At 64.1% G+C, this 22,439-nt stretch carries 2 protein-coding genes (1 of these 2 cut by a window edge); both read right to left on the bottom strand.

Features of this window, described 5'->3' with window-relative positions; all coding sequences use genetic code 11:
- Window positions 1–10,119: the 5' portion of a non-ribosomal peptide synthase/polyketide synthase gene (locus OC71_RS10300; RefSeq protein WP_041068247.1), read on the bottom strand. The gene continues 4,878 nt to the left of window position 1, outside the view; 10,119 of the gene's 14,997 nt are visible here — the first part of the coding sequence; it begins with the start codon at window positions 10,117–10,119; the stop codon falls past the left edge of the window.
- Window positions 10,119–22,439 (bottom strand): non-ribosomal peptide synthetase, encoded by a 12,321-nt coding sequence (locus tag OC71_RS10295; RefSeq protein WP_041068245.1) that lies wholly within the window; start codon window positions 22,437–22,439, stop codon window positions 10,119–10,121. The genes OC71_RS10300 and OC71_RS10295 overlap by 1 nt, the downstream gene beginning before the upstream one ends.

Here is a 22,439-nt window from a genome sequence, read left to right as displayed (position 1 = left end):
CGACGGGCCATACAGGTCGTAAACGTGCTTGACCGTCGGCTGCTGATACAACGCCTCCACCAGCGCTTGTTTCAGCGGCTCGCCAGCGAGGTTGATGATGCGCACGCTCGACGGAATCTGCCCCGCACGCTGCAGCGCGGCAATCGCCGACGGCACAGTGTTGATCAAACGAATTTGATCGCGCGCCGGCAGTTGAGCCAGCTCCAAGGCATTACGCGCGATGATCAGCGAACCACCGTTGGCGAGAGTGACAAACAGCTCCCAGACCGACAGGTCGAAGCACACCGACGTCGAGGCCAACACGCCTTGAATGTCCTCGCGGCGGTAGACCTTGGCCGACCAATCGATCAGCGCCATGACGTTGCGATGGGCAATCGCCACGCCTTTTGGTTTGCCGGTGGAACCGGAGGTGTAGATCACGTAGGCGAGGTTGTCCGGAGCGACCGATGTTTGCGGCGCGCTGCTCGGAAAAGCGCTCAACGAAAGCTGATCCATCAGCAGCACTTGCGTATCGCCTGGCACACTCAGAGTCGCGGCAACGGCCTGCTCGGTGAGCAACACCCGCGCTCGGCTGTCCTCCAACATGTAGGCAACGCGATCCGCCGGGTAATCCGGGTCCAGCGGCACATACGCACCACCAGCCTTGAGCACCGCGAGCAAGGCAATCAGCAACTGCTCGGAACGCGGCATCGCCACGCCCACCCGTACTTCCGGGCCGACGCCTAGCTCTAACAGTTTGTGCGCCAGACGATTGGCCTGCGCGTCCAGCTCGGCGTAGGTCAGTTGCGTATGGGCGAAGGTCACCGCCAAGGCATCCGGGGTCGCCGCCACCTGACGGGCGATGGCTTGATGGATGCATAGATCGGTGGAGAAGTCGGTGTTCGCCTGCGGGCTGTGCTCGATCAGGTTCAGCTCACTGAGCGAACGCTGCCCCGACTCGCTCATCTGCCCGAGCAAGCGCTGCAGATACCCGGCCAGTTGCACCACGCTGTGCGCGGCAAAGCTTTCGCACTGGTAGCTGAAGTGCATCGACAACTCGTCGCTCAAGTGCACCAACAGCGTCAGCGGATAGTTGGTCTGCTCATGATTGTGGATTTCACCGAAGCGCAATTCTTGCGGTGCGCCCTGCGCCAGCGCCTCGGACACCGGGTAGTTCTCGAACACCAGAATGTTGTCGAACAGCGCCTCACCGTTGCGCTCGGCCCAGCGCTGAATGTCGAACAGCGGGGTGTGCTCATGCTCGCGCAAGGCCAGGTTCTGCGCCTGCACGCTCTGCAACCATTCGCCAACGCTCGATGGCGAATGCGGACTGGCGATGACCGGCAAGGTGTTGATGAACAGACCGATCTGCTGCTCGACCCCTTTGAGCTCGGCCGGACGCCCCGCCACCGTGGCGCCGAACGCCACACACGGCTGGCCGGTCAGGCGCTGCAACAGCAGCAGCCATGCCGCTTGAATCAGCGTGTTGAGGGTGACTTTCTGCTGGCGCGCAAACTCGCCCAGACGCCGCGTCTGCTCAGCGTCGAGTACGCAGAAATGTTCGCCGTGGCCGTCGCGCGGTGCATCGCCGCGCTGCGCCTGCAACGCTTGCGCGAGCAAGGTCGGCGCTTGCAGGTCAGCCAGTTGCGCGGTCCAGTAACGTTCGCTGGCCTGCACGTCCTGGCGCTGCAGCCATTCGATGTAATCGCGATAACGCCCGGCCAGTGGCGGTTGGGCAACCCCGCTGTAGCGTTGCAGGACTTCGCCGAGCAACTGCGAGTTGCTCCAGCCGTCCATCAGGATGTGGTGGTTGGTGTAGATCAAATGGCAACGCTGCTCGTCCAGACGCACCACGACCATGCGCAACAGCGGCCCCTGGCTCAAGTCGAAACCTTGCGCCTGTTCGGCTGCGGCCAGCGCATTCAGATCGCTCTGACAATCGTCGCGATCACGCCAGTCGAGCACGCGGAACGGCATGTCCAGCTGCTTGTGCACCACCTGCACCGGACGCGCCAGTTCACCCTGCCAGACAAAGCTGCTGCGCAGGATGTCGTGGTTGTCCACCGCCGCTTGCCAGGCTTGCTGGAAGCGTTGCGGATCGAGGCCTTCGACATCGAGCCGGACCTGGTTGATGTAATCGCTGGAGGCCTGCTCGTAGAGGCTGTGGAACAACATGCCCTGCTGCATCGCCGACAGCGGATACACATCGGCGACCTGGCGTGGCGCCAGCGGGAACTGATCGAGCTGCGCCTGCGTCAGGCCGGCCAATGGGAAGTCCGACGGGGTCAGGCCTTCGACGCCCGGGGTCAGGCAATGGCCGATCAACGCTGCGAGTTCTGCGGCGTAATCTGCGGCCAGGGCTTCGATCACCGCGCTGTCGAAGCGCTCACTACTGAACGTCCAGCCCACCCGCAGCTCGCCGCCATACACCTGACCGTTGAGGGTCAACCAGTTGCCGAGCGGCGCCTCCGGGCTCTGATCGAGGCCGGCGTTGTCCGGCGACGGCACAAACAGCGCCGCCTCGTCGCCAGCGAAACTGCCGTCGAACTGCCCAAGGTAGTTGAAGGTGATGCGCGGGCTCGGCAAGGCCTGCAGGCGCTGCTGCGCTCCGGCATCACCGAGGTAACGCAAGGCACCGAAACCGATGCCCTTGTTGGGGATCGAGCGCAGTTGTTCCTTGATCTGCTTGATCGACTCGCCAAGCGTGTCTGCCGGCGTCAGGCGCACCGGGAACAGGCTGGTGAACCAGCCCACCGTGCGGGTCAGATCGACACCGTCGAACAGTTCTTCGCGGCCATGGCCTTCGAGCTGGATCAGCGTCGACGCCTGCCCGCTCCAGCGGCCGATGACCCGCGCCAGCGCCGTCAGCAACAGGTCGTTGACCTGAGTGCGGTATGCCGCCGGGGCCTCTTGCAACAGTTGCCGTGTCAGCTCGGTGCCGAGCCTGGTCTGCACGGTCTGGGCCAGACGATTGTCCTGACTGGCGTCAACGCGCTTGCACGGCAGATCGGTGCTCACATCGCTCAGGCAAGCCTGCCAATAATCCAGTTCGGCCTGCAACGCCGGGCTGTTGGCGTAGCGCTGCAAGTGCTCGCCCCAGTCCTTGAAGGCGCTGGTTCGGGACGGCAGGCTCAACGGCTGATCATCAAGCAGTTGCTGATAAGCGTTTTGCAGGTCCTCCAGCAGAATCCGCCACGACACGCCGTCCACCGCCAGGTGATGAATCACCAACTGCAGACGCTGCGTGCCATCGGCCACAGTTGCCAGCACCGCACGCAGCAACGGCCCGTGTTGCAGATCGAGGCTGCGCTGCGCGCGATTACCCAAGGCTTCAAGGGCGGCGGCATCAGCAACGTGTTCCTGCCAGAGCAGCTTCTGCGGCAGCGCTTCGACCGCGCGGTGCTCGGCCTGCCACACGCCATCGTGCTGGGTGAAACTCAGGCGCAAGGCATCGTGATGGGCCACCAGGGCGCGCAACACTTGCTCGATTTTCTCAGCATCCAGCGTCTGCCGCGGTTGCAGCAGCACCGACTGGTTCCAGTGGTGACGCTGCGGAATGTCGTCGGCGAAAAATTGCTGCTGGATCGGCAGCAGCAACGCTGCACCGCTTGCGGCTTGCTGATCAATGGTCGATTCGTCGCCACCCCACTGCGCGACCAGCGCCAAACGCTGCACGGTCTGGTGCTGGAACAGGTCTTTGGGATTGAGGCGAATGCCGGCCTGACGGGCGCGACTGACCACCTGAATCGAGATGATCGAGTCGCCGCCCAATTCGAAGAAGTTGTCGTGGATCCCGACTTGCGACAGCTTCAGTACGTCCTGCCAGATCGCCGCCAGCCCCTGCTCCATCGCGCTTTGCGGCGCCTGATAGGTCTGCTGCGCCTGACTGGCGTCCGGTGACGGCAAGGCGTTGCGGTTGAGTTTGCCGTTGGCGGTCAACGGCAATTGCGCCAGCAGCAACAGGTGCGCCGGGACCATGTGATCCGGCAGATTGGCCTTGAGTTCGGCGCGCACGCTGTCACGCCACAGCGCCTGTTCGGCCGGGCTTGCGTCGAGCAGCGCGGCATCGCCTGGCACCAGATACGCCACCAGTTGCTGGCCGCTGAGCCCCGGTTGCGCCAGCACCACGGCCTGGCGCACGGCAGCCTGTTCCAACAGTTGCGCTTCGATCTCGCCGAGTTCGATACGGAACCCGCGAATTTTCACCTGATGGTCGATCCGGCCGATGTATTCGATCACGCCGTCGGCGCGGTAGCGCGCCAGGTCACCGGTACGGTAAAGACGCCCGCCATCGGCGGCGAACGGGTCGGGAATGAAGCGCAGGCTGGTCAGGTCCGCGCGGTTCAGGTAACCGCGAGCCAGGCCGGCACGACCGACGTACAGCTCACCGATGCAACCTTTGGCGACCGGATTCAGATCACCGTCGAGCAAGTACCAGGACAGGTCCGGGATCGGCTCGCCGATCGGACTGCTGGCGTCACGCTGCAAGTCAGCCAGCGTAATCGGCCGGTAGGTCACGTGCACGGTGGTTTCGGTGATGCCGTACATATTGATCAGCTGCGGTGCCTGATCGCCGAAACGCTCGAACCACGGACGCAGGCTCTTGACCTCCAGCGCTTCACCGCCGAACACCACGTAACGCAGCGCCAGTGCTTGCGCCGCGTGTTCGGGGGCGCAGGCCACTTGCATCAATTGCTTGAACGCCGACGGCGTCTGGTTGAGCACGGTGACGCCTTCGCGGCAAAGCAAGGCGAAGAAATCTTCCGGCGAGCGGCTGACCTCGTAAGGCACCACCAGCAGTTTGCCGCCGTACAGCAGCGCCCCGAAAATCTCCCACACCGAGAAGTCGAACGCGTAGGAATGGAACAGGCTCCAGACATCCGTGGCGCCGAAATCGAACCACGCATCAGTGGCCTCAAACAGGCGCAGCACGTTGCGATGGGCCAGCAACGTGCCCTTCGGCTGCCCGGTGGAGCCGGAGGTGTAGATCACGTAAGCCAGGTTGTCCGGGCTCATACGCACCTGCGGATTGCTGTCGCTGTAGCCTTCCAGACCGTCACGCTCCTGATCGAGCATCAGGCTGCGCAGCGAATCCGGCACCGGCAGACGCCCCAGCAGATGGCTCTGGGTCAGCAGCAAGGCGATGCCACTGTCGCCGATCATGTAGCTCAGGCGTTCTTCCGGATACGTCGGGTCCAACGGCACATAGGCGCCGCCGGCCTTGAGGATCGCCAGCAGACCGACCAGCATGTCGAGGCTGCGCTCCACCGCCAGACCGACGCGCACGTCCGGGCCGACACCGCTGGCAATCAGCTTGTGGGCCAACTGGTTGGCGCGACTGTTGAGCTCGCCGTAGCTCAAGGACTGCCCGGCACAGCTCACGGCAATCGCTTGCGGGGCGCGGGCGGCTTGTTGTTCGATCCGTTGATGCAGGCACTGCTCGCTCGGGAAATCGCGGATGGCCGGGTTCCACTGCTGCAAGGTCGCCGCGCGTTCGGCGGCGTCATGCAGCGGCAGTTCGGCGATGCGCTGAGTGCTGTCGGCGACGATGCCTTGCAGCAGACGGGTCCAGTGTTGCGCCAGGCGCTCGATGGTCTCGACGTCGAACAGGTCGGTGGCATAGGTCAGCTCGGCCCAGACGTTGTCGCTCGATTCAAAGGTGTTCAGGGTCAAGTCGAACTGCGCAGTACTGGACGCCCACGGCAAGCCTTCAATCGCCAGTTTCGGCAGACGTGTGGTGCCCTGCGCCTGACGCACCTGGCTCTGGTGGTTGTGCATCACCTGGAACAGCGGGCTGTGGCTGAGGCTGCGTTCCGGTTGCAGCGCGTCGACCAGTTGCTCGAACGGCAGATCCTGATGCGCCTGCGCGCCGAGCACCGTATTTTTCACTTGTTGCAGCAGGCTGCGGAACGTCTGCTGACTGTCGAACTCGGCCTTCAGAACCTGGGTGTTGACGAAGAAACCGATCAGGCCTTCGGTCTCGACCCGGTTGCGGTTGGCCACCGGCACTCCGACGCGGATATCGGCCTGACCGCTGTAGCGATGCAGCAAGGTCTGGAACGACGCCAGCAACAGCGCAAACAGCGTGACGTTCTCGCGCTGCGCCAGGTGCTTGAGCGCGGTGGCCAGTTCGAGGCTCAGCGGGATCTCGCGACGGGCGCCACGATAGCTCTGCTCGGCTGGACGCGGACGGTCGGTCGGCAACTCCAGCAGCGGTTGATCACCATCGCCGAGTTGTGCGGTCCAGTAGCTCAATTGACGCTCGCGTTCACCGGCGTCCATCCACTGTTTCTGCCACACGGCGTAGTCGGCGTATTGCACCGGCAGCGCCGGCAATTGCACGCTCTGGCCCTGGCTGTAGGCGGCATACAACGCCACCAGCTCATCGACCATGACATTCATCGACCAGCCGTCGGAGACGATGTGATGCAGGGTGATCACCAGCGCGTGGTCATCGGCGGCCAGACGCAGCAGTTTGACCCGCAGCAACGGGCCTTGCTGCAGATTGAACAGGTGCAGGGTTTCGGCGGCGACCAGCGCTTGCAGCGCCGCCTCGTCGAGATCCGCCGCCACGTCCTGCACCTGCAGATCGAGCGTGCCGTGAGCCTGGATCACTTGCAGGGTCTGCCCCTGCTGCTCGACGAAGCAGGTGCGCAGCGATTCGTGGCGCTCGATCAGCGCGTCGAAGCTGCGCTGCAACGCTGGCAGATCCAGTTCACCGCGCAGACGCAACGCCGCCGGCACGTGATAAGCGGTGCTGGTCGGTTCCAGTTGCCAGAGGAACCATTGACGCTCCTGGGCATAGGACAGCGCCAGCGGTTGCTGGCGTGGCAAGGCAACAATCGGCGGCTCCCGATGCGCCTGATCGACACCCAGCGCGGCGACGAAGTCTTCCAGCGTGCTGTGTTCGAACAACGTGCGCAGCGGCACCTGCACGTTCAGCGCCTGACGTACGCGCGAGACCACTTGCGTGACCAGCAACGAGTGGCCGCCCAGTTCGAAGAAGTTGTCGCTCAGGCCTACGCGATCAAGCTTGAGCACCGCTTGCCAGATCTCGGCGACGCTGTGTTGAGTGGCGGTTTGCGGGGCGATGTAAGTCGATTGCAGTTGGCTGGCGTCAGGTGCTGGCAAGGCTTTGCGGTCGACTTTGCCGTTCGGCGTCAGTGGCAGTTGCGCGAGGAACAACAGGTGCGCCGGCACCATGTAATCCGGCAGTTCGGCCTTGAGGCTGGCTTTCAATGCGGCGCGCAGTTCGCCTTCATCAAAAGCGTCGGCGGTCGGCACCACATAGCCGACCAGTTGCGGTCCGGTCGGGCCGTCCTGAGCGACTACCACGGTTTCGCGCACGCTATCGAGGGCGAGCAAACGCGCTTCGATCTCGCCGAGTTCAATCCGGAAACCACGGATTTTCACCTGATGGTCGATCCGCCCGATGTACTCGATCACGCCTTCGGCGCGGTAACGGGTCAGGTCGCCGGTGCGGTACAGACGCGCGCCGGTTGTCGAAAAGGGATCCGGGACAAAGCGTTCGGCAGTCAGGCTCGGGCGCTGGAAGTAACCACGAGCGAGGCCGTCGCCGCCGATCAGCAATTCCCCCGGGGCGCCGAGCGGATTGAGCTCCAGGTCGCTGCCGAGGATGTACAACGCGGTGTTGTCGATCGGCGCGCCGAGGAATGGACGGCTGTTGTCCGCACTCAAGGCGTGCTGCGCCGACCAGATAGTGGTTTCGGTCGGGCCGTAGAGGTTCCACACCCTCGGCGTCAGTGCGAGCATGCGTTGCGCCAGTTCCTGCGGCAGCGCCTCACCGCCACAGAGGAACGTGCGGCCCGAAAGGATGGGCGCCTGTTCGTTGTCCAGCAGCATGCGCCAGGTCGAAGGCGTGGCTTGCAGCGCCGTCACGGCATGACGCTCGATCAGTTCGAGCACCGCTTGCGGGTCTTGATGCACATCCTTGCCGGTCAGCACCACACAGGCGCCGGCCAGCAATGGAGCGTAGATTTCCAGGCCGAAAATATCGAACGAGAAGGTGGTCAGCGACAGCATGCGATCGGCGGCACAAATGCCCGGCTGTTCGATCATGCTCGCGACAAAATTGCTCAGCGCCGCGTGGCGCACCATCACGCCTTTCGGTTTGCCGGTGGAACCGGAGGTGTAGATCGTGTAGGCCAGATGCTCGCCATTGACTGCCACGTCCGGCGCGGTCTGTGGATAAGCCGCCAGCCACTCGCGCGGTTGATCCAGCAGCAGCGCTTGCACGCCCGGCGGGATCGGCAGCTGCGTCTGCAAATGGCTTTGGGTCAGCAGCAATTGCAGGCCGCTGTCCTCGATCATGTAGGCCAGACGATCCTGCGGATACGCCGGGTCCAGCGGCACATAAGCACCGCTGGCCTTGAGGATCGCCAGCAGGCCGACAATCATTTCCACGCTGCGCTCGACGGCGATACCGACCAGTTGATCCGGGCCGACACCGGCCTCTATCAGCTTGTGCGCCAGTTGACTGGAGCGGGCATCCAGCTCGGCGTAGCTCAGCACGTCTTCGCCGATGATCAGGGCCGTGGCCTGCGGCGTTTGCTGTGCACGCCGGGAGAAATCCTGCTGCACGCATTCGGCTTGCGCGCTGCGGTCGGCGCTGCGCAACCAGTCCTGCAACAGCACGCCGTGTTCGGCGCTTTCCAGCAACGGCAATTCGCCGACGCGCTGGCTCGGCGCGGCGACGATGCCACGCAGCAGGTTCTGCCAGTGACGCGCCAGACGCTCGACGGTTTCAGCTTTGAACAGATCGGTGGCGTAGGTCAGCTCGGCGGCAAAGCCGTCGCTGGACTCGTAGGTATTCAGCGTCAGGTCGAACTGCGCGGTGCGCCCTTCCCACTGCACGTCCTCGACACTCAGTTGCGGTAACTGCGCGGCGCTGCGGCCCTGATCGCGACTGGTCTGGTGGTTGAACATCACCTGGAACACCGGGCTGTGGCTCAGGCTGCGCTCCGGTTGCAGCGCTTCGATCAGTTGCTCGAACGGCAGATCCTGATGCGCCTGCGCATCCATCGCCGCCTGCTTGACCTGAGCCAGCAACTGGTTGAACGGCAATTGCCCGCTGACTTCGGCATTCAGCACTTGCGTGTTGACGAAGAAGCCGATCAGGCCTTCGGTCTCGACCCGGTTACGGTTGGCGGTCGGCACCCCGACGCGAATCTGCGCCTGACCGCTGTAGCGATGCAGCAACGCCTGGAACGACGCCAGCAACAGCATGAACAGGCTCGCACCTTCGCGCTGCGCCAGCTGTTTGAGGGCGTCACCGAGGTCTGCCGGCAGGTTCAGTTCCAGCCGCGCACCGCGCAGGCTTTGCACGGCCGGACGCGGGAAATCGATCGGCAGTTCCAGCACCGGCTGCTCGCCGCCCAGGGTCTTGACCCAGTAGGCCAACTGGCGCTCACGCTCGCCCGCTTCCAGCCAGTGGCGCTGCCAGATCGCGTAGTCGGCGTACTGTATTTCCAGTTCCAGCAGACTCAGCGGCTGCCCGGCGGTGTCGGCGGCGTAATGCTGGATCAGCTCGTTGACCAGGACTTTTATCGACCAGCCATCGGCGATGATGTGGTGCTGGATCAGCACCAGCACATGGTCGTCTTCCGCCACTTTCAGCAGCGCCACCCGCAGCAGCGGGCCCTGCTGCAAATTGAACAGGCGTGCGGTTTCGCTCTCGGCGAAGGCCTTGATCGCGGCGTCTTCCCCGGCGGCATCGAGGCCCTCCGGCAATGGCGTCAGGCTGATGCTCAGCGGCAACTGCGGGTGAATCACCTGGCAAAAACTTTCACCCTGTTCGGCAAAAGTGGTGCGCAGGCTTTCATGGCGCGCCGCCACGGCGTTGAAGCTGCGTTGCAGCGCTGCCACATCCAGCCGCCCCTTGAGGCGCAGGGCGCTGGGGATGTGATACGCGGTGCTGTGCGGGTCCATTTGCCAGAGGAACAGTTGACGTTCCTGAGCGTACGACAGAGGAATCGCCGCAAACCCGGAACGTGTTTCCGGGATCGGCAGGTTGGCCGGAGAGACGCCCTCTTCGAGCATCTTTTCCAGGTACAGCTTACGTTTGTCCAGCGGCAGAGTGATAAAGCGCTTGGCTACCCTCAAAGCAACACTCTTGTCCATCAGACTTCCTCCATATCGTCAAGCAGGGCTTCCAGCTTGCTCAGTTTCTGTTCGTTGATTGCCCCGCCTCCTGTATCGAGTCGAGCGACAAAATCGCTCAGGACGGGGTGCTGGAATAACAGTTGCGGGGTCAGCGTCAGGCCCAGTTCCAGAGCCATGCGCGACACCACGTTGACCGCCAGCAGCGAGTGCCCGCCGAGTTCGAAGAAGTGATCGTTCAGACCGATGCGTTGCACTTCGAGCACTTGCTGCCAGATCGCCGCGACCTGTTGCTCAAGCTCACTGTGCGGCGCGACATACGCGGCCTGCATCTGGCTGGCATCGACCGCCGGCAGGGCCTTGCGGTCGAGTTTGCCGTTGGGGGTCAGTGGCAACTGCTCAAGGAACAGCAGGTGCGCGGGAATCATGTAGTCAGGTAACGAAGACTTGAGGCCAGTCTTTAGTCCCTCGCGCAGTTGCCGCTGCGCGTCCCCGTCGTGCATCTCCAGTTGCGGAGCGACCACATACGCCACCAGTTGCGCCCCGGTGTCGCTGTCGACGGCCAGCACCGCCGCTTCGCTGACCGTCGGCTGGGCGAGCAGTCGCGCCTCGATCTCCCCCAGTTCGATGCGGAATCCACGAATTTTCACCTGATGGTCGATCCGGCCCATGTACTCCAGCTCGCCCTCCTCGCGCTGACGAATCAGGTCGCCGGTGCGGTACAGGCGCTCGCCGTTGCCGCCGAAAGGATTCGGCACGAAGCGCTCGGCGGTCATTGCCGCTCGCCCCAGATAACCGCGCGTGATGCCGGCGCCGGACAGGTACAGCTCCGCCGAAACGCCCTGCGGCACCGGGTGCAGATCGGCATCCAGCAAATGGCTGGCACTGTGCTCGAGCGCGCGCCCGATCCGCGCCTGACCACCGGCACTGCGGCGGGTCCAGGTCGAGTAGGTGGTGTCTTCCGACGGGCCATACAGGTCGTAAACATGCTCGACCGTCGACTGCTGATACAACGCCTCCACCAGCGCTTGCTTCAGCGGCTCACCCGCCAGATTGATGATGCGCACGCTCGGCGGAATCTGCCCCGCACGCTGCAGCGCGGCAATCGCCGACGGCACAGTGTTGATCAGGCGCACCTGATCGCGCGCCGGCAGTTGCGCCAGCTCCAAGGCATTACGGGCGATGATCAGCGAACCACCGTTGGCGAGAGTGACAAACAGCTCCCAGACCGACAGGTCGAAGCACACCGACGTCGAGGCCAGCACGCCTTGGATGTCGTCGCGGCTGAAGACCTTGGCGGACCAGTCGATCAGCGCCATGACGTTGCGATGGGCAATTGCCACGCCTTTCGGTTTGCCGGTGGAACCGGAGGTGTAGATCACGTAGGCGAGGTTGTCCGGTTGCACCGCAGTCTGTGGTGCAACCGTCGAATAGCCGCTCAGCGACAACTGATCCAACAGCAGCACTTGGGTATCGCCCGGCACACTCAGAGTCGCGGCAACGGCCTGCTCGGTGAGCAACACCCGCGCACGGCTGTCTTCCAGCATGTAAGCCACGCGATCCGCCGGGTAGTCCGGGTCCAGCGGCACATAGGCGCCACCGGCCTTGAGCACCGCGAGCAAGGCAATGAGCAACTGCTCGGAACGCGGCATCGCCACGCCCACGCGCACTTCCGGGCCGACGCCCAACTCAAGCAGTTTGTGCGCCAGCCGATTGGCCTGGGCGTCCAGTTCGGCGTAGGTCAGTTGCGTATGGGCGAAGGTCACCGCCAAGGCATCCGGGGTCGCCGCCACCTGACGGGCGATGGCTTGATGGATGCACTGCTCGGTGGCGAAATCGCTGTTCACCGGCGGGCGGTGTTCGATCAGGTTCAGCTCGCTGAGCGTGCGCTCACCAGCATCCGCCATCTGGCTCAGCAGACGCTGCAGATGCGCGCCCAACTGCGCCACGCTGGCCGCAGCGAAGCTGTCACGCTGATAACTGAAATGCACCGAAAGTTGCGCGCCCATGTTCACCAGCAGGGTCAGCGGATAGTTGGTCTGCTCCTGATTGGCCACCGCGCCGAAGCGCAGACCTTGCGGCGCACCGCGTTCCAGTGCTTCGCCGATCGGGTAGTTCTCGAACACCATCAGGCTGTCGAACAGCGCGTCACCGCCCTGCCCGGCCCAGCGCTGAATATCCGCCAGTGGTGTGTGTTCGAACTCGCGCGAGGCGAGGTTCTGCGCCTGCACTGCTTGCAGCCAGGCGATCACGCTCTGCTGCGCGGGCGGCGCGGCGATCACCGGCAACGTGTTGATGAACAGGCCGATCTGCGCTTCGGCCCCCGACAGATCCGCCGGGCGCCCGGCGACGGTGGCGCCGAACGCCACGCAATCCTTGCCGGTGTAGCGCTGCAACAGCAGCAGCCACGCCGCTTGCACCACGGTGTTGACGGTGACTTTCGCGGCCCGGGCAAACTCGCCCAGGCGCTGGCTCAGCTCAGCGTCCAGCACCTGGTAATGATCGCCGTAACCCACGCTCGGCAAACCGGCCTGCGGCCGTGCGATGGCATTGGCCAGGCGCGTCGGTTCCTGCAGATTGCCCAGCGTCGCCCGCCAGTAGGTTTCAGCCGCCGCGCCATCCTGGCGTTGCAGCCAGGCGATGTAATCGCGGTAGCGACCTGCGCCACGGGCGACCGCTTCGCCGCTGTAGTGCTGCAACACTTCGCCGAGCAACTGCGCGCTGCTCCAGCCGTCCATCAGGATGTGATGGTTGGTGTAGATCAAGTGATAGCGCTCGGCTGCAGTGCGCACCAGCACCAGACGCATCAGCGGTGCGCAGCTCAGGTCCAGACCCAGTGCGCGCTCCTCATCGGCGAGGTTTTGCAGCGCTGCCTCCAGATCAGTTCTGCCGTGCCAGTCGAGCACGCTGAACGGCACCTCGACCTGACGCTGCACCACTTGCACCGGTTGCGGCAGATCGCCTTGCCAGAAGAAGCCGCTGCGCAGGATGTCGTGGGCATCTACCGCCGCCTGCCACGCTGCGCGGAAGCGTTGCGGATCGACACCGTCGACGTCCAGGCGCATCTGGTTGATGTAGTCGCCATTGCCGTGTTCGAGCAAGGTGTGGAACAGCATGCCCTGCTGCATCGGCGACAGCGGATAGATGTCGTCGATGCCTTGCGGTTCCAGCACCAGCGCGTCGAGTTGCGCTTGCGACAGTTGCGCCAACGGGAAGTCCGACGGCGTCACGCCACGGTTGCCAGTGTCGCAGCAGTGGCCGATCAGCGCGGTCAGTTCCTGCACATAGTCGTCGGCCAGACGCTGGATGGTGGCGGTGTCGAACATCGCACCGCTGTAGGTCCAGCTCAGGTCCAGCTCGCCGCCGAACACCTTGCTGTTGAGCGCCAGCGGATTGCCCAGCGGCCCTTGCAGGTTGACCTCTGCGCCGCCGGACTCGCTGGTCGGCACGAACAGAGCATCGCTGGCGGCATCGAAGCTGCCATCGAACTGGCCAAGATAGTTGAAGGTCAGGCGCGGCGCCGGCAAGGCTTGCAGGGCGGTACGTGTCGGCTCATCACCGAGGTGCGCGAGTGCGCCGAAGCCGATGCCCTTGTGGGGGATCGCCCGCAGCTGTTCCTTGATCTGCTTGAGCGACGCGTCGAGCTCGGCGGCCGGTGCCAGGCGTGCCGGGAATACGCTGGTGAACCAGCCCACGGTGCGGGTCAGATCGATGTGTTCGAACAGGTCTTCGCGACCATGACCCTCAAGCAACACCAATGCATTGTCGTCCCCGGTCCAGCGCACCAGCACCCGCGCCAGCGCGGTCAGCAACAGGTCGTTGACCTGGGTGCGATAGGCCGCCGGAGCTTCTTGCAACAGCTGGCGGGTCAGGGTCTGATCGAGTTTGCGGCGCAGGGTCAGCGCCTGATCGTGTTGCTGTCCACCCTGCGGCCGGTCGTAAGGCAAAGCCGCCGAAGCGCCCTGCAACTGCTGCTGCCAGAAGCCCAGTTCGGCCTGCAACGCAGGCGTTTGAGCGTAGTCCTGCAACGCCGCCGCCCAGGCCTTGAGCGCACTGGTCTTGGCCGGCAACTGCACGGCGTGGCCGGCGCGGATCTGCCGGTAAGCCCGTTGCAAATCTTCAAACAGAATCCGCCACGACACGCCATCGACCACCAGGTGATGGACGATCAGCAGCAGGCGCTGACTGCCATCAGCCAGGTTCGCCAGCACCGCGCGGATCAGCGAACCGCCGCTCAGTTGCAGGCTGCGCTGGGCCTTGTTGCCCAGCGCCTCAAGGGCGGCGAGATCAGCGACCTCGACTTGCCAGAGAATGGTTTCCCCCGCTTGCGTGGCGACGTCGCGGTAATGCGCCGACCAACCCGCGGCCTGCTCGACAAAGTCCAGACGCAAACTGTCGTGCTGCACCACCAACGCATCCAGCGCTTGCTCCAGTACCTGAGCATCCAGTGCCTGCGTCGGCTTGAGCATCACCGACTGGTTCCAGTGGTGACGGTCGGGAATCGCTTCGGCGAAGAATGCCTGATGAATCGGCAGCAGCGCGGTTTCGCCGGTTTGCGCATGCTGATCGATGGGCTGCACCGCCTCGCCGGTCTGCGCGACCGTGGCCAGGGCCTGAATGGTCTGGTGCTGGAACAGGTCTTTGGGACTGAAGCGAATCCCGGCCTGCCGCGCCCGGCTGACCACTTGAATCGAGATGATCGAGTCGCCACCCAGTTCGAAGAAGTTGTCGCTGACGCCGACCTGCTCAAGCTTGAGCACGTCCTGCCAGATCGCCGCCAGTTGTTGCTCCAGCGCCGTCTGTGGCGCGAGGTAGGCCTGTTGCAGTTGGCTGACATCCGGTTTTGGCAGGTTCTTGCGATCGAGCTTGCCGTTCGGCGTCAGCGGCATGCGCTCAAGACGCAGGACATACGCCGGCACCATGTGCGCCGGCAGGCTGGCCTTGAGCTGCGCGCGCAGGTGGTCGGTGAAGTCGGCACGGACTGAATCACCGACCACGTAGGCCACCAGACGCTTGCCACTGCCGGCGCTGCCTTCCTGCGCCACGACCACCGCTTCACGCACGCCGTCGAGCGCTTGCAGCGCCGCTTCGACTTCGCCCAGTTCGATACGGAACCCGCGAATCTTCACCTGATTGTCGATGCGATCCAGATAGTCGAACGTGCCGTCGACGCGCTGGCGCACCAGGTCACCGGTGCGATACAGCAAGCCGCCATGGGCGCTGAACGGATCGGCGACAAAACGCTCGGCGGTCAGCCCCGGACGATTCAGATAACCCCGCGCCAAACCGGTGCCACCGAGGTACAACTCCCCGGCCATGCCTTGCGGCAACAGGTTCAGATCGGCGTCGAGCACGTAGGCGCTGCGGTCGCCGATCCGGCTGCCGATCGGTGCGTAAGCGGCGCCGCATGGCTCTTCACGGCCAGCCTTCCAGATCAGCGGAGTGACCACGGTTTCGGTCGGGCCGTAGCCGTTGATGATGTAGTCCGGATCGAGCGCGCGTTTGACCCGCTCGAAACTGGCGTTCGGCACCGCATCGCCGCCGAAGCAATAGATCCGCACTTTCGGCGGGTTGCCAACACGCTCGGCGTGTTCGGCCAATTGTTGCAGGTACACCGGCGGGAACGCGACCACGCTCACGCGGTGTTCGATCATCGCGTTATAGGTCTGCTCCGGCGTCCACAGCGTGTCGTCGCGAATCAGCAGCGAAGCCCCGTGGGTCAGGCTGGTCAGCCAGCGTTCGTGGGCGCCGTCGAAGGCAAACGACATGAAGTGGAATTCGCAGTCGCTGTCACGCATTTCGTAGCGCTGACCGATGGCCTGGCAATGCATCGCCAGTGGGCCGTGGGCAACGCTGACGCCTTTCGGATTGCCGGTGGAACCGGAGGTGTAGATCACGTACGCGAGGTTATGCGGATCGACTGGCACCTGTGGCGCCGAGATCGGCAACTCGCGCAGGTCGAGACGATCCAGCTCCAGCAACGGCACCGATTCGTCGACCGGCAACTGCGCCGACACCGATGAATCGCTGATCAGCAGCGCCAGCCCAGAATCTTCAATCAGATAGGCCAAGCGTTCACGCGGGTAACTGGTGTCCAGTGGCACATAGGCACCGCCGGCCTTGAGCACCGCCAGCAGCGCGACGATCACCGCCTCGCTGCGCGGCAGGGCCACGCCGACCCGAGTCTCGGCGCCGACACCGCGGGCGATCAGCGCCTGAGCCAGTTGATTGGCACGCTGCTCGATCTCGCCATAACTGAAGTGCTGACCATTAAAGATCACTGCGGTGCGCTGCGGACGCTCGGCTGCCAGCGCAGCAATGCGCTGATGCACAGCGATCTCCAGCGGGTACGGCTGCGGCTGGTTTTCGGCTTGCTGGCGGGCATGCTCGTCAGCGCTGGCCAGAGCGATTTCGCCGAGGTTGCGTTCGGCCGACAGCGCAAACTGCTCAAGCAATTGCAACAGATGGGCACTGATGCCTTCGATCACTTCACCGGCAAACTGGCTGCGGTCGAAGCTGTAGTGCAGCGCCAGTTGCTGACCGAGGGTGACCGCCACGCTCAGGGCGTAGTGGGTCTGCTCCAGGTTGCCGACATCACCGAACTGCAGGCCTTGCCCGGCCTGGCTCAGCGCCTGGGCGACCGGGTAGTTTTCGAACACCAGAATATTGTCGAACAGCGCTTCCCCGCCCTGCCCGGCCCAGCGCTGGATGTCCGCCAGCGGCGTGTGTTCGAAGTCGCGCAGGCTGAGGTTTTGCGCCTGCACCGCTTGCAGCCATTGGCCAACGCTTTGATCCGGACGCGGCGCGCCGATCACCGGCAGGGTGTTGATGAACAGGCCGACCTGTTGCTCGATGCCCGGCAAATCCGCCGGACGCCCGGCCACGGTCGCACCGAACGCCACCGTTTCGTGACCGGTGTAGCGTTGCAGCAACAGCAGCCACGCGGCTTGCACGAGGGTGTTGACGGTGACTTTCTGCTGCCGGGCGAACGCTTCCAGCGCCTGGGTGCGCGGCACGTCCAGCGTCAGGTAATGGTCGCCGTGGCCGCTGTCGCCTTCGCCGCCGGTAGTGGCGCGAGCCAGTCGGGTCGGCTCTTGCAGCGCGGCCAACTGAGCGCTCCAGAAGTCCTGACTGAGCTTGCCATCCTGACGTTGCAGCCAGGCGATGTAATCGCGATAACGTCCGCCGCCATGGGCCGGGGTGCGACCGCTGTAGCGCTGCAACACTTCGCCGAGCAACTGCGAGTTGCTCCAGCCGTCCATCAGGATGTGGTGATGGGTGTAGATCAGGTGCCATTGCTCGGTAGCGGTCTGCACCAGCACCAGACGCAGCAACGGTGCATGGCTCAGATCGAACCCTTGCTGACGTTCGGCATCGGCCAGCGCCGCGAGGGCTGCCGGCTGATCGTCGCGCTGACGCCAGTCGAGAATGCTGAACGGCAACTGCACCTGTTTGTGCACGATCTGCAGCGGTTGCGCCAGTTCGCCCTGCCAGACGAACCCGCTGCGCAGAATGTCCTGCGCATCGACGGTAGCCTGCCACGCGGCGCGGAAACGCTCAGGGTCAAGCCCGTGCACGTCAACGCGCAATTGGTTGATGTACTCACCCGCCGCTTGCTCGTAAAGGGTATGGAACAGCAAACCCTGCTGCATCGGCGACAGCGGATAGACATCATCGAGCTGACCGGCCGGCACCGGCAGCGCATCCAGTTGCGCCTGGGTCACGCGGGCCAGCGGGAAGTCCGACGGCGTCGCTTGCGCGGTGGGCAGTGTGCAGCAATGTTCGATCAACGCCTGCAATTCGATGGCGTATTGATCGACCAGGTGCTGCACCGTGGCGCTGTCGAACATCTCGCGGCTGAAGCCCCAGCTCATCGACAGTTCGCCGCCATACACCTGACCTTCCACGGTCAGCCAGTTGCCCAGCGGCGCCGACGGATCCTGCGCCACGCCGCTGGTTTCAACCGACGGCACGAACAGCGCCGCCTCGTCGAACTGACGGTCGAACTGGCCCAGGTAATTGAAGGTGATGCGCGGTTGCGGCAACCCGGCCAATTCAGCACGCACCGACGGCGCGGCCAGATGCCGTAGCACGCCGTAACCCAGACCTTTGTCCGGCACCGCGCGCAGTTGCTCCTTGATCGCCTTGATCGAACCGTCGAGATCCTCGCTCGCAGTCAGGTTGACCGCGAACAGGCTGGTGAACCAGCCCACGGTGCGGGTCAGGTCAATGTCATCGAACAGGTCTTCGCGGCCATGCCCTTCCAGTTCGATCAGCGTGCCCGGCTGCTGGCTCCAGCGAATGATGGTGCGCGCCAGTGCGGTAAGCAACAGATCGTTGACCTGGGTGCGATACGCGGCCGGCGCCTGTTGCAGCAACTGGCGGGTGCGCTCGGCGTCGAGGCGCCATTCGATTTTCTCGCCATGCAAATTGTGCAGGCTGCCATCCGGGCGGTCGCACGGCAGATCCTCGGCGCCCTGATGCTGGGCTTTCCAATAGCTCAATTGGTCATCGAAGCGCGATGCGTCCTGCGCCAGACGCGCGGTCCAACTCTGGAATGCGCTGGTCTTCGCCGGCAGCTGAATGCCGCCGCCCGCCGCGAGCTGCTCGTAAGCCTGCTGCAGATCTTCCAGCAGCACCCGCCAGGAAACACCATCGACCGCGAGGTGGTGAATGATCAACGCCAGTCGTTGCGAGCCGTCGGCCATCGTCACCAACAACGCGCGCAACAGCGGGCCGTTTTGCAGGTCGAGGCTGCGCTGGGCTTCGTTGCACAGCGCCTGCAACTGTTCGGCAGATTCGGCATCGCATTGCCACAGCTCAGCGCCGGTCAGCAGCGGGCCGTGGCTTTGCTGCCAGCCTTCGCTGCCTTCGACAAAACGCAGGCGCAAGGCGTCGTGGTGATTGATCAGGTGGGTCAGCGCCGCATCGAGCCATTGCGCGTTCAATGCCTCACGCGGAGTCAACAGCAACGACTGGTTCCAGTGCTCGCGCACCAGCATCGCCCGGCTGAAGAAATCCTGCTGAATCGGCCCGAGCACGACGTCGCCGGTCACCGGCCCCTGATCCACCGAGGACAGATGATCGTGGCTCGCGACCAGCGCCAGACTACGCACGGTCTGGTACTGGAACAGGTCACGCGGGCTGATACGGATCCCGGCCTGCCGCGCACGGCTGACCACTTGAATCGAGATGATCGAATCGCCGCCCAGCTCGAAGAAGTTGTCGTCGAGGCCAACGCGGTCGAGGCCGAGCACAGCTTCCCAGATCGCCGCGAGGGCTTTTTGCATGGCGTCCTGTGGCGCCACGAATGCCTGTTGCGGCGCGGCATCCGGTTGTGGCAAGGCCTTGCGGTCGAGCTTGCCGTTGGCGGTGACCGGCAATTTGTCGAGGGTGATCAGGTAGGTCGGCACCATGAACTCCGGCAGGCTGCCGAGCAGCCACGCCTTGAGCTCCTGCTGCCACTGTTCGTCCGCTTGCGCCTGTTCCAGCACCAGATAAGCCACCAGATGCTTGCCGCCCTGCACCAGCACCACCGCCTCACGCACCAGCAAGTGCTGCATCAGGCGGGTCTCGATTTCACCCAACTCAATGCGCAATCCGCGCAACTTAACCTGATGGTCGAGACGCCCGAGGTATTCGATCACGCCGTCGGCACGCTGCCGCACACGGTCACCGGTGCGGTACAGGCGCGCGCCGTCATGGAACGGGCACGGCACAAAACGCTCGGCCGTCAGCGCCGCACGCTGGTGATAACTGCGCGCCAGCCCGGCGCCGCCCAGATACAGTTCACCGGCGACACCGCTCGGCACCGGCAGCAATTCGGCATCGAGGACATGGGTGCGCAGGTTGGCGATCGGCCGGCCGATCGGCACGCTGTCCGCGCCTTCATCGACACAGGTCCAGTGAGTGACGTCGATGGCCGCTTCGGTCGGGCCATACAAGTTGTAGAGGCTGGCGTTCGGCAGCTTGGCGAAAACTTGCAGCTGTGCATCCAGCGGCAACGCTTCACCGCTGCAGACAATCCGTTTGAGACTGCTACAGCTTTCCACGCCCGGTTCGTGGATGAACGCCTGCAACATCGACGGCACGAAGTGCAGCGTGCTGATGCCGTGGCGGTTGATGCTATCGATCAATTGCAGCGGATCACGGTGCGCACCCGGCGCGGCTACCACCAGCCGCGCGCCGGTCAGCAGCGGCCAGAAAAACTCCCACACCGACACGTCGAAACTGAACGGGGTTTTCTGCAGCACCGAATCACTGGCGTCCAGCGCATAGGCCTCCTGCATCCAGCACAAACGGTTGACCAGCGCCGCGTGGCTGTTGCCGGCGCCCTTCGGCTTGCCGGTGGAACCCGAGGTGTAAATCACGTAGGCCAGGTTCAGCGGATCGACGCTGACCTCCGGACGGCTATCGCTGTAACGGTCGAGCAGCCCCGGCTGATCCAGGGTGATGACGTTTACGCCGTCAGTCGGCAGCGCTGCCAGCAGCGCCTGTTGCGTCAGCAGCAAAGTAATGCCGCTGTCCTCGATCATGTAGGCCAGACGCTCCTGCGGGTATTCCGGATCCAGCGGCACGTAAGCGCCGCCGGCCTTGAGAATCGCCAGCAGCGCGACGACCATTTCCACCGAACGCAGGGCGCAGACGCCAACCAGACTGTCCGCCTGCACGCCCTGTTCGCGCAGCAGATGCGCCAGACGATTGGCCCGCGCATCCAGCTCGGCGTAGCTCAGCGTCTGTTCGCCGAACAGCAGTGCCGGGGCCTGCGGCGTACGCGCGACCTGCGCTTCGATCAGTTGGTGAATCGGCGTGTCGCTCGGGTACTGCGCGTGGACGTTGTTCCAGTCGTGCACCAGCGTGCGCTGCTCGTCTGCCTCCAGCAGCGGCAACTCACCGATACGCTGCGACGGATCGGCGACCATCGCCGTCAGCAAGTGCAGCCAGTGCCGCGCCATGCGTTCGATGGTCGGTGCATCGAACAGGTCGCTGGCGTAGGTCAGCGCGGCGTGCAGCTTGCCGCCCTGCTCCCAGGTGTCCAGCGTCAGGTCGAACTGGGTGGTGCGGCTCTGCCAGTCGAGACTGTCGAGTTGCAGGCCGGATGCGGTGCTAATGGTGGCGATATCGGCCACGTGCGGCTGATGGTTGTACATCACCTGGAACAGTGGCGTGTGGCTGAGGCTGCGTTCCAGCTTCAGCGCTTCGACCAGTTGCTCGAACGGCAGATCCTGATGCGCCTGGGCACCCAGCGCGGTTTCCTTGACCGCCCGCAGCAGTTCGTCGACCCGGGTCTGGCCGTCGAGTTGCGTGCGCAGCACCTGGGTGTTGACGAAGAAGCCGATCAGGCCCTCGATTTCGCCGCGATTGCGGTTGGCGATCGGCACGCCGACACGCAGGTCGGTCTGCCCGGTGTATCGGTGCAGCAGCGCATTGAAGGCGCCGAGCAGGAACATGAACACGGTGACCTGATGCTGTTGCGCGGTGCTGCGCAGTTGCTCGGCGAGTTGGCCGTCGACCGCGAATTCATAGCGGGTGCCGCGATAGCTCGGCATCGCCGGGCGCGAATGATCCAGCGGCAATTCCAGCACCGGGTGTTCGTCGCCCAGCTGCGCCTGCCAATAGTCGAGTTGGCGCGCCTGCTCACCGGCCTCCAGCCAGCGGCGTTGCCACAGCGCATAGTCGCTGTACTGGATCGGCAGTGGCGGCAATTGCGGCGCCTGACCGGCGTCGAACGCGTCGTAGCAACGGATGAATTCGTCGATCAACACGTTCATCGACCAGCCATCGGACACGATGTGGTGCAGGGTCAGCAGCAGCACGTGTTCCTGCTCGGCAAGCTTGAGCAAGGTCACGCGCAGCAACGGGCCGACCGCCAGATCGAATGGCAGCAGCGACTGCTGTTCGGCGGCACGGATCACCGCCTGCTCGCGCTCACTGGCCGGCAGTGCGCTGAAGTCTTCCCGGTTAATCAGCAGCGGCGCGGTGGCTGGCACTTGCAGCAGGCTGTCATCGGCCTGGCGCTGGAACACCGTGCGCAGGGTTTCGTGGCGCTCCACCAGACTGGCGAAAGCTTGCTCCAGCGCCGACTGGTTCAGTCGACCATTGAGTCGCACCGCACCGGGCAGGTTGTAGGCGCCGCTCTGCGGGTCGAGTTGCCAGAGGAACCACATGCGTCGCTGCGCGTAAGACAGCGCCTGACGATCCTCGGCTGCGATGCCGACGGGTATCGGGAACCGCGCGAAATCCACGCCCTCCTTGTGCAGGGCCGCGAGGAACATCTGGCGCTTTTCCAGGGGCAACCCGATAAACCGGCGAGCAAGTTTCAAGGAGTCTTCAGCATTCAT

The sequence above is a fragment of the Pseudomonas sp. W15Feb9B genome, from assembly GCF_000828175.1.
Lineage (GTDB): Bacteria > Pseudomonadota > Gammaproteobacteria > Pseudomonadales > Pseudomonadaceae > Aquipseudomonas > Aquipseudomonas parakoreensis.
The sequence above is the reverse complement of the archived record's forward strand: the minus strand, read 5'-3'. Positions and strand labels throughout refer to the sequence as shown.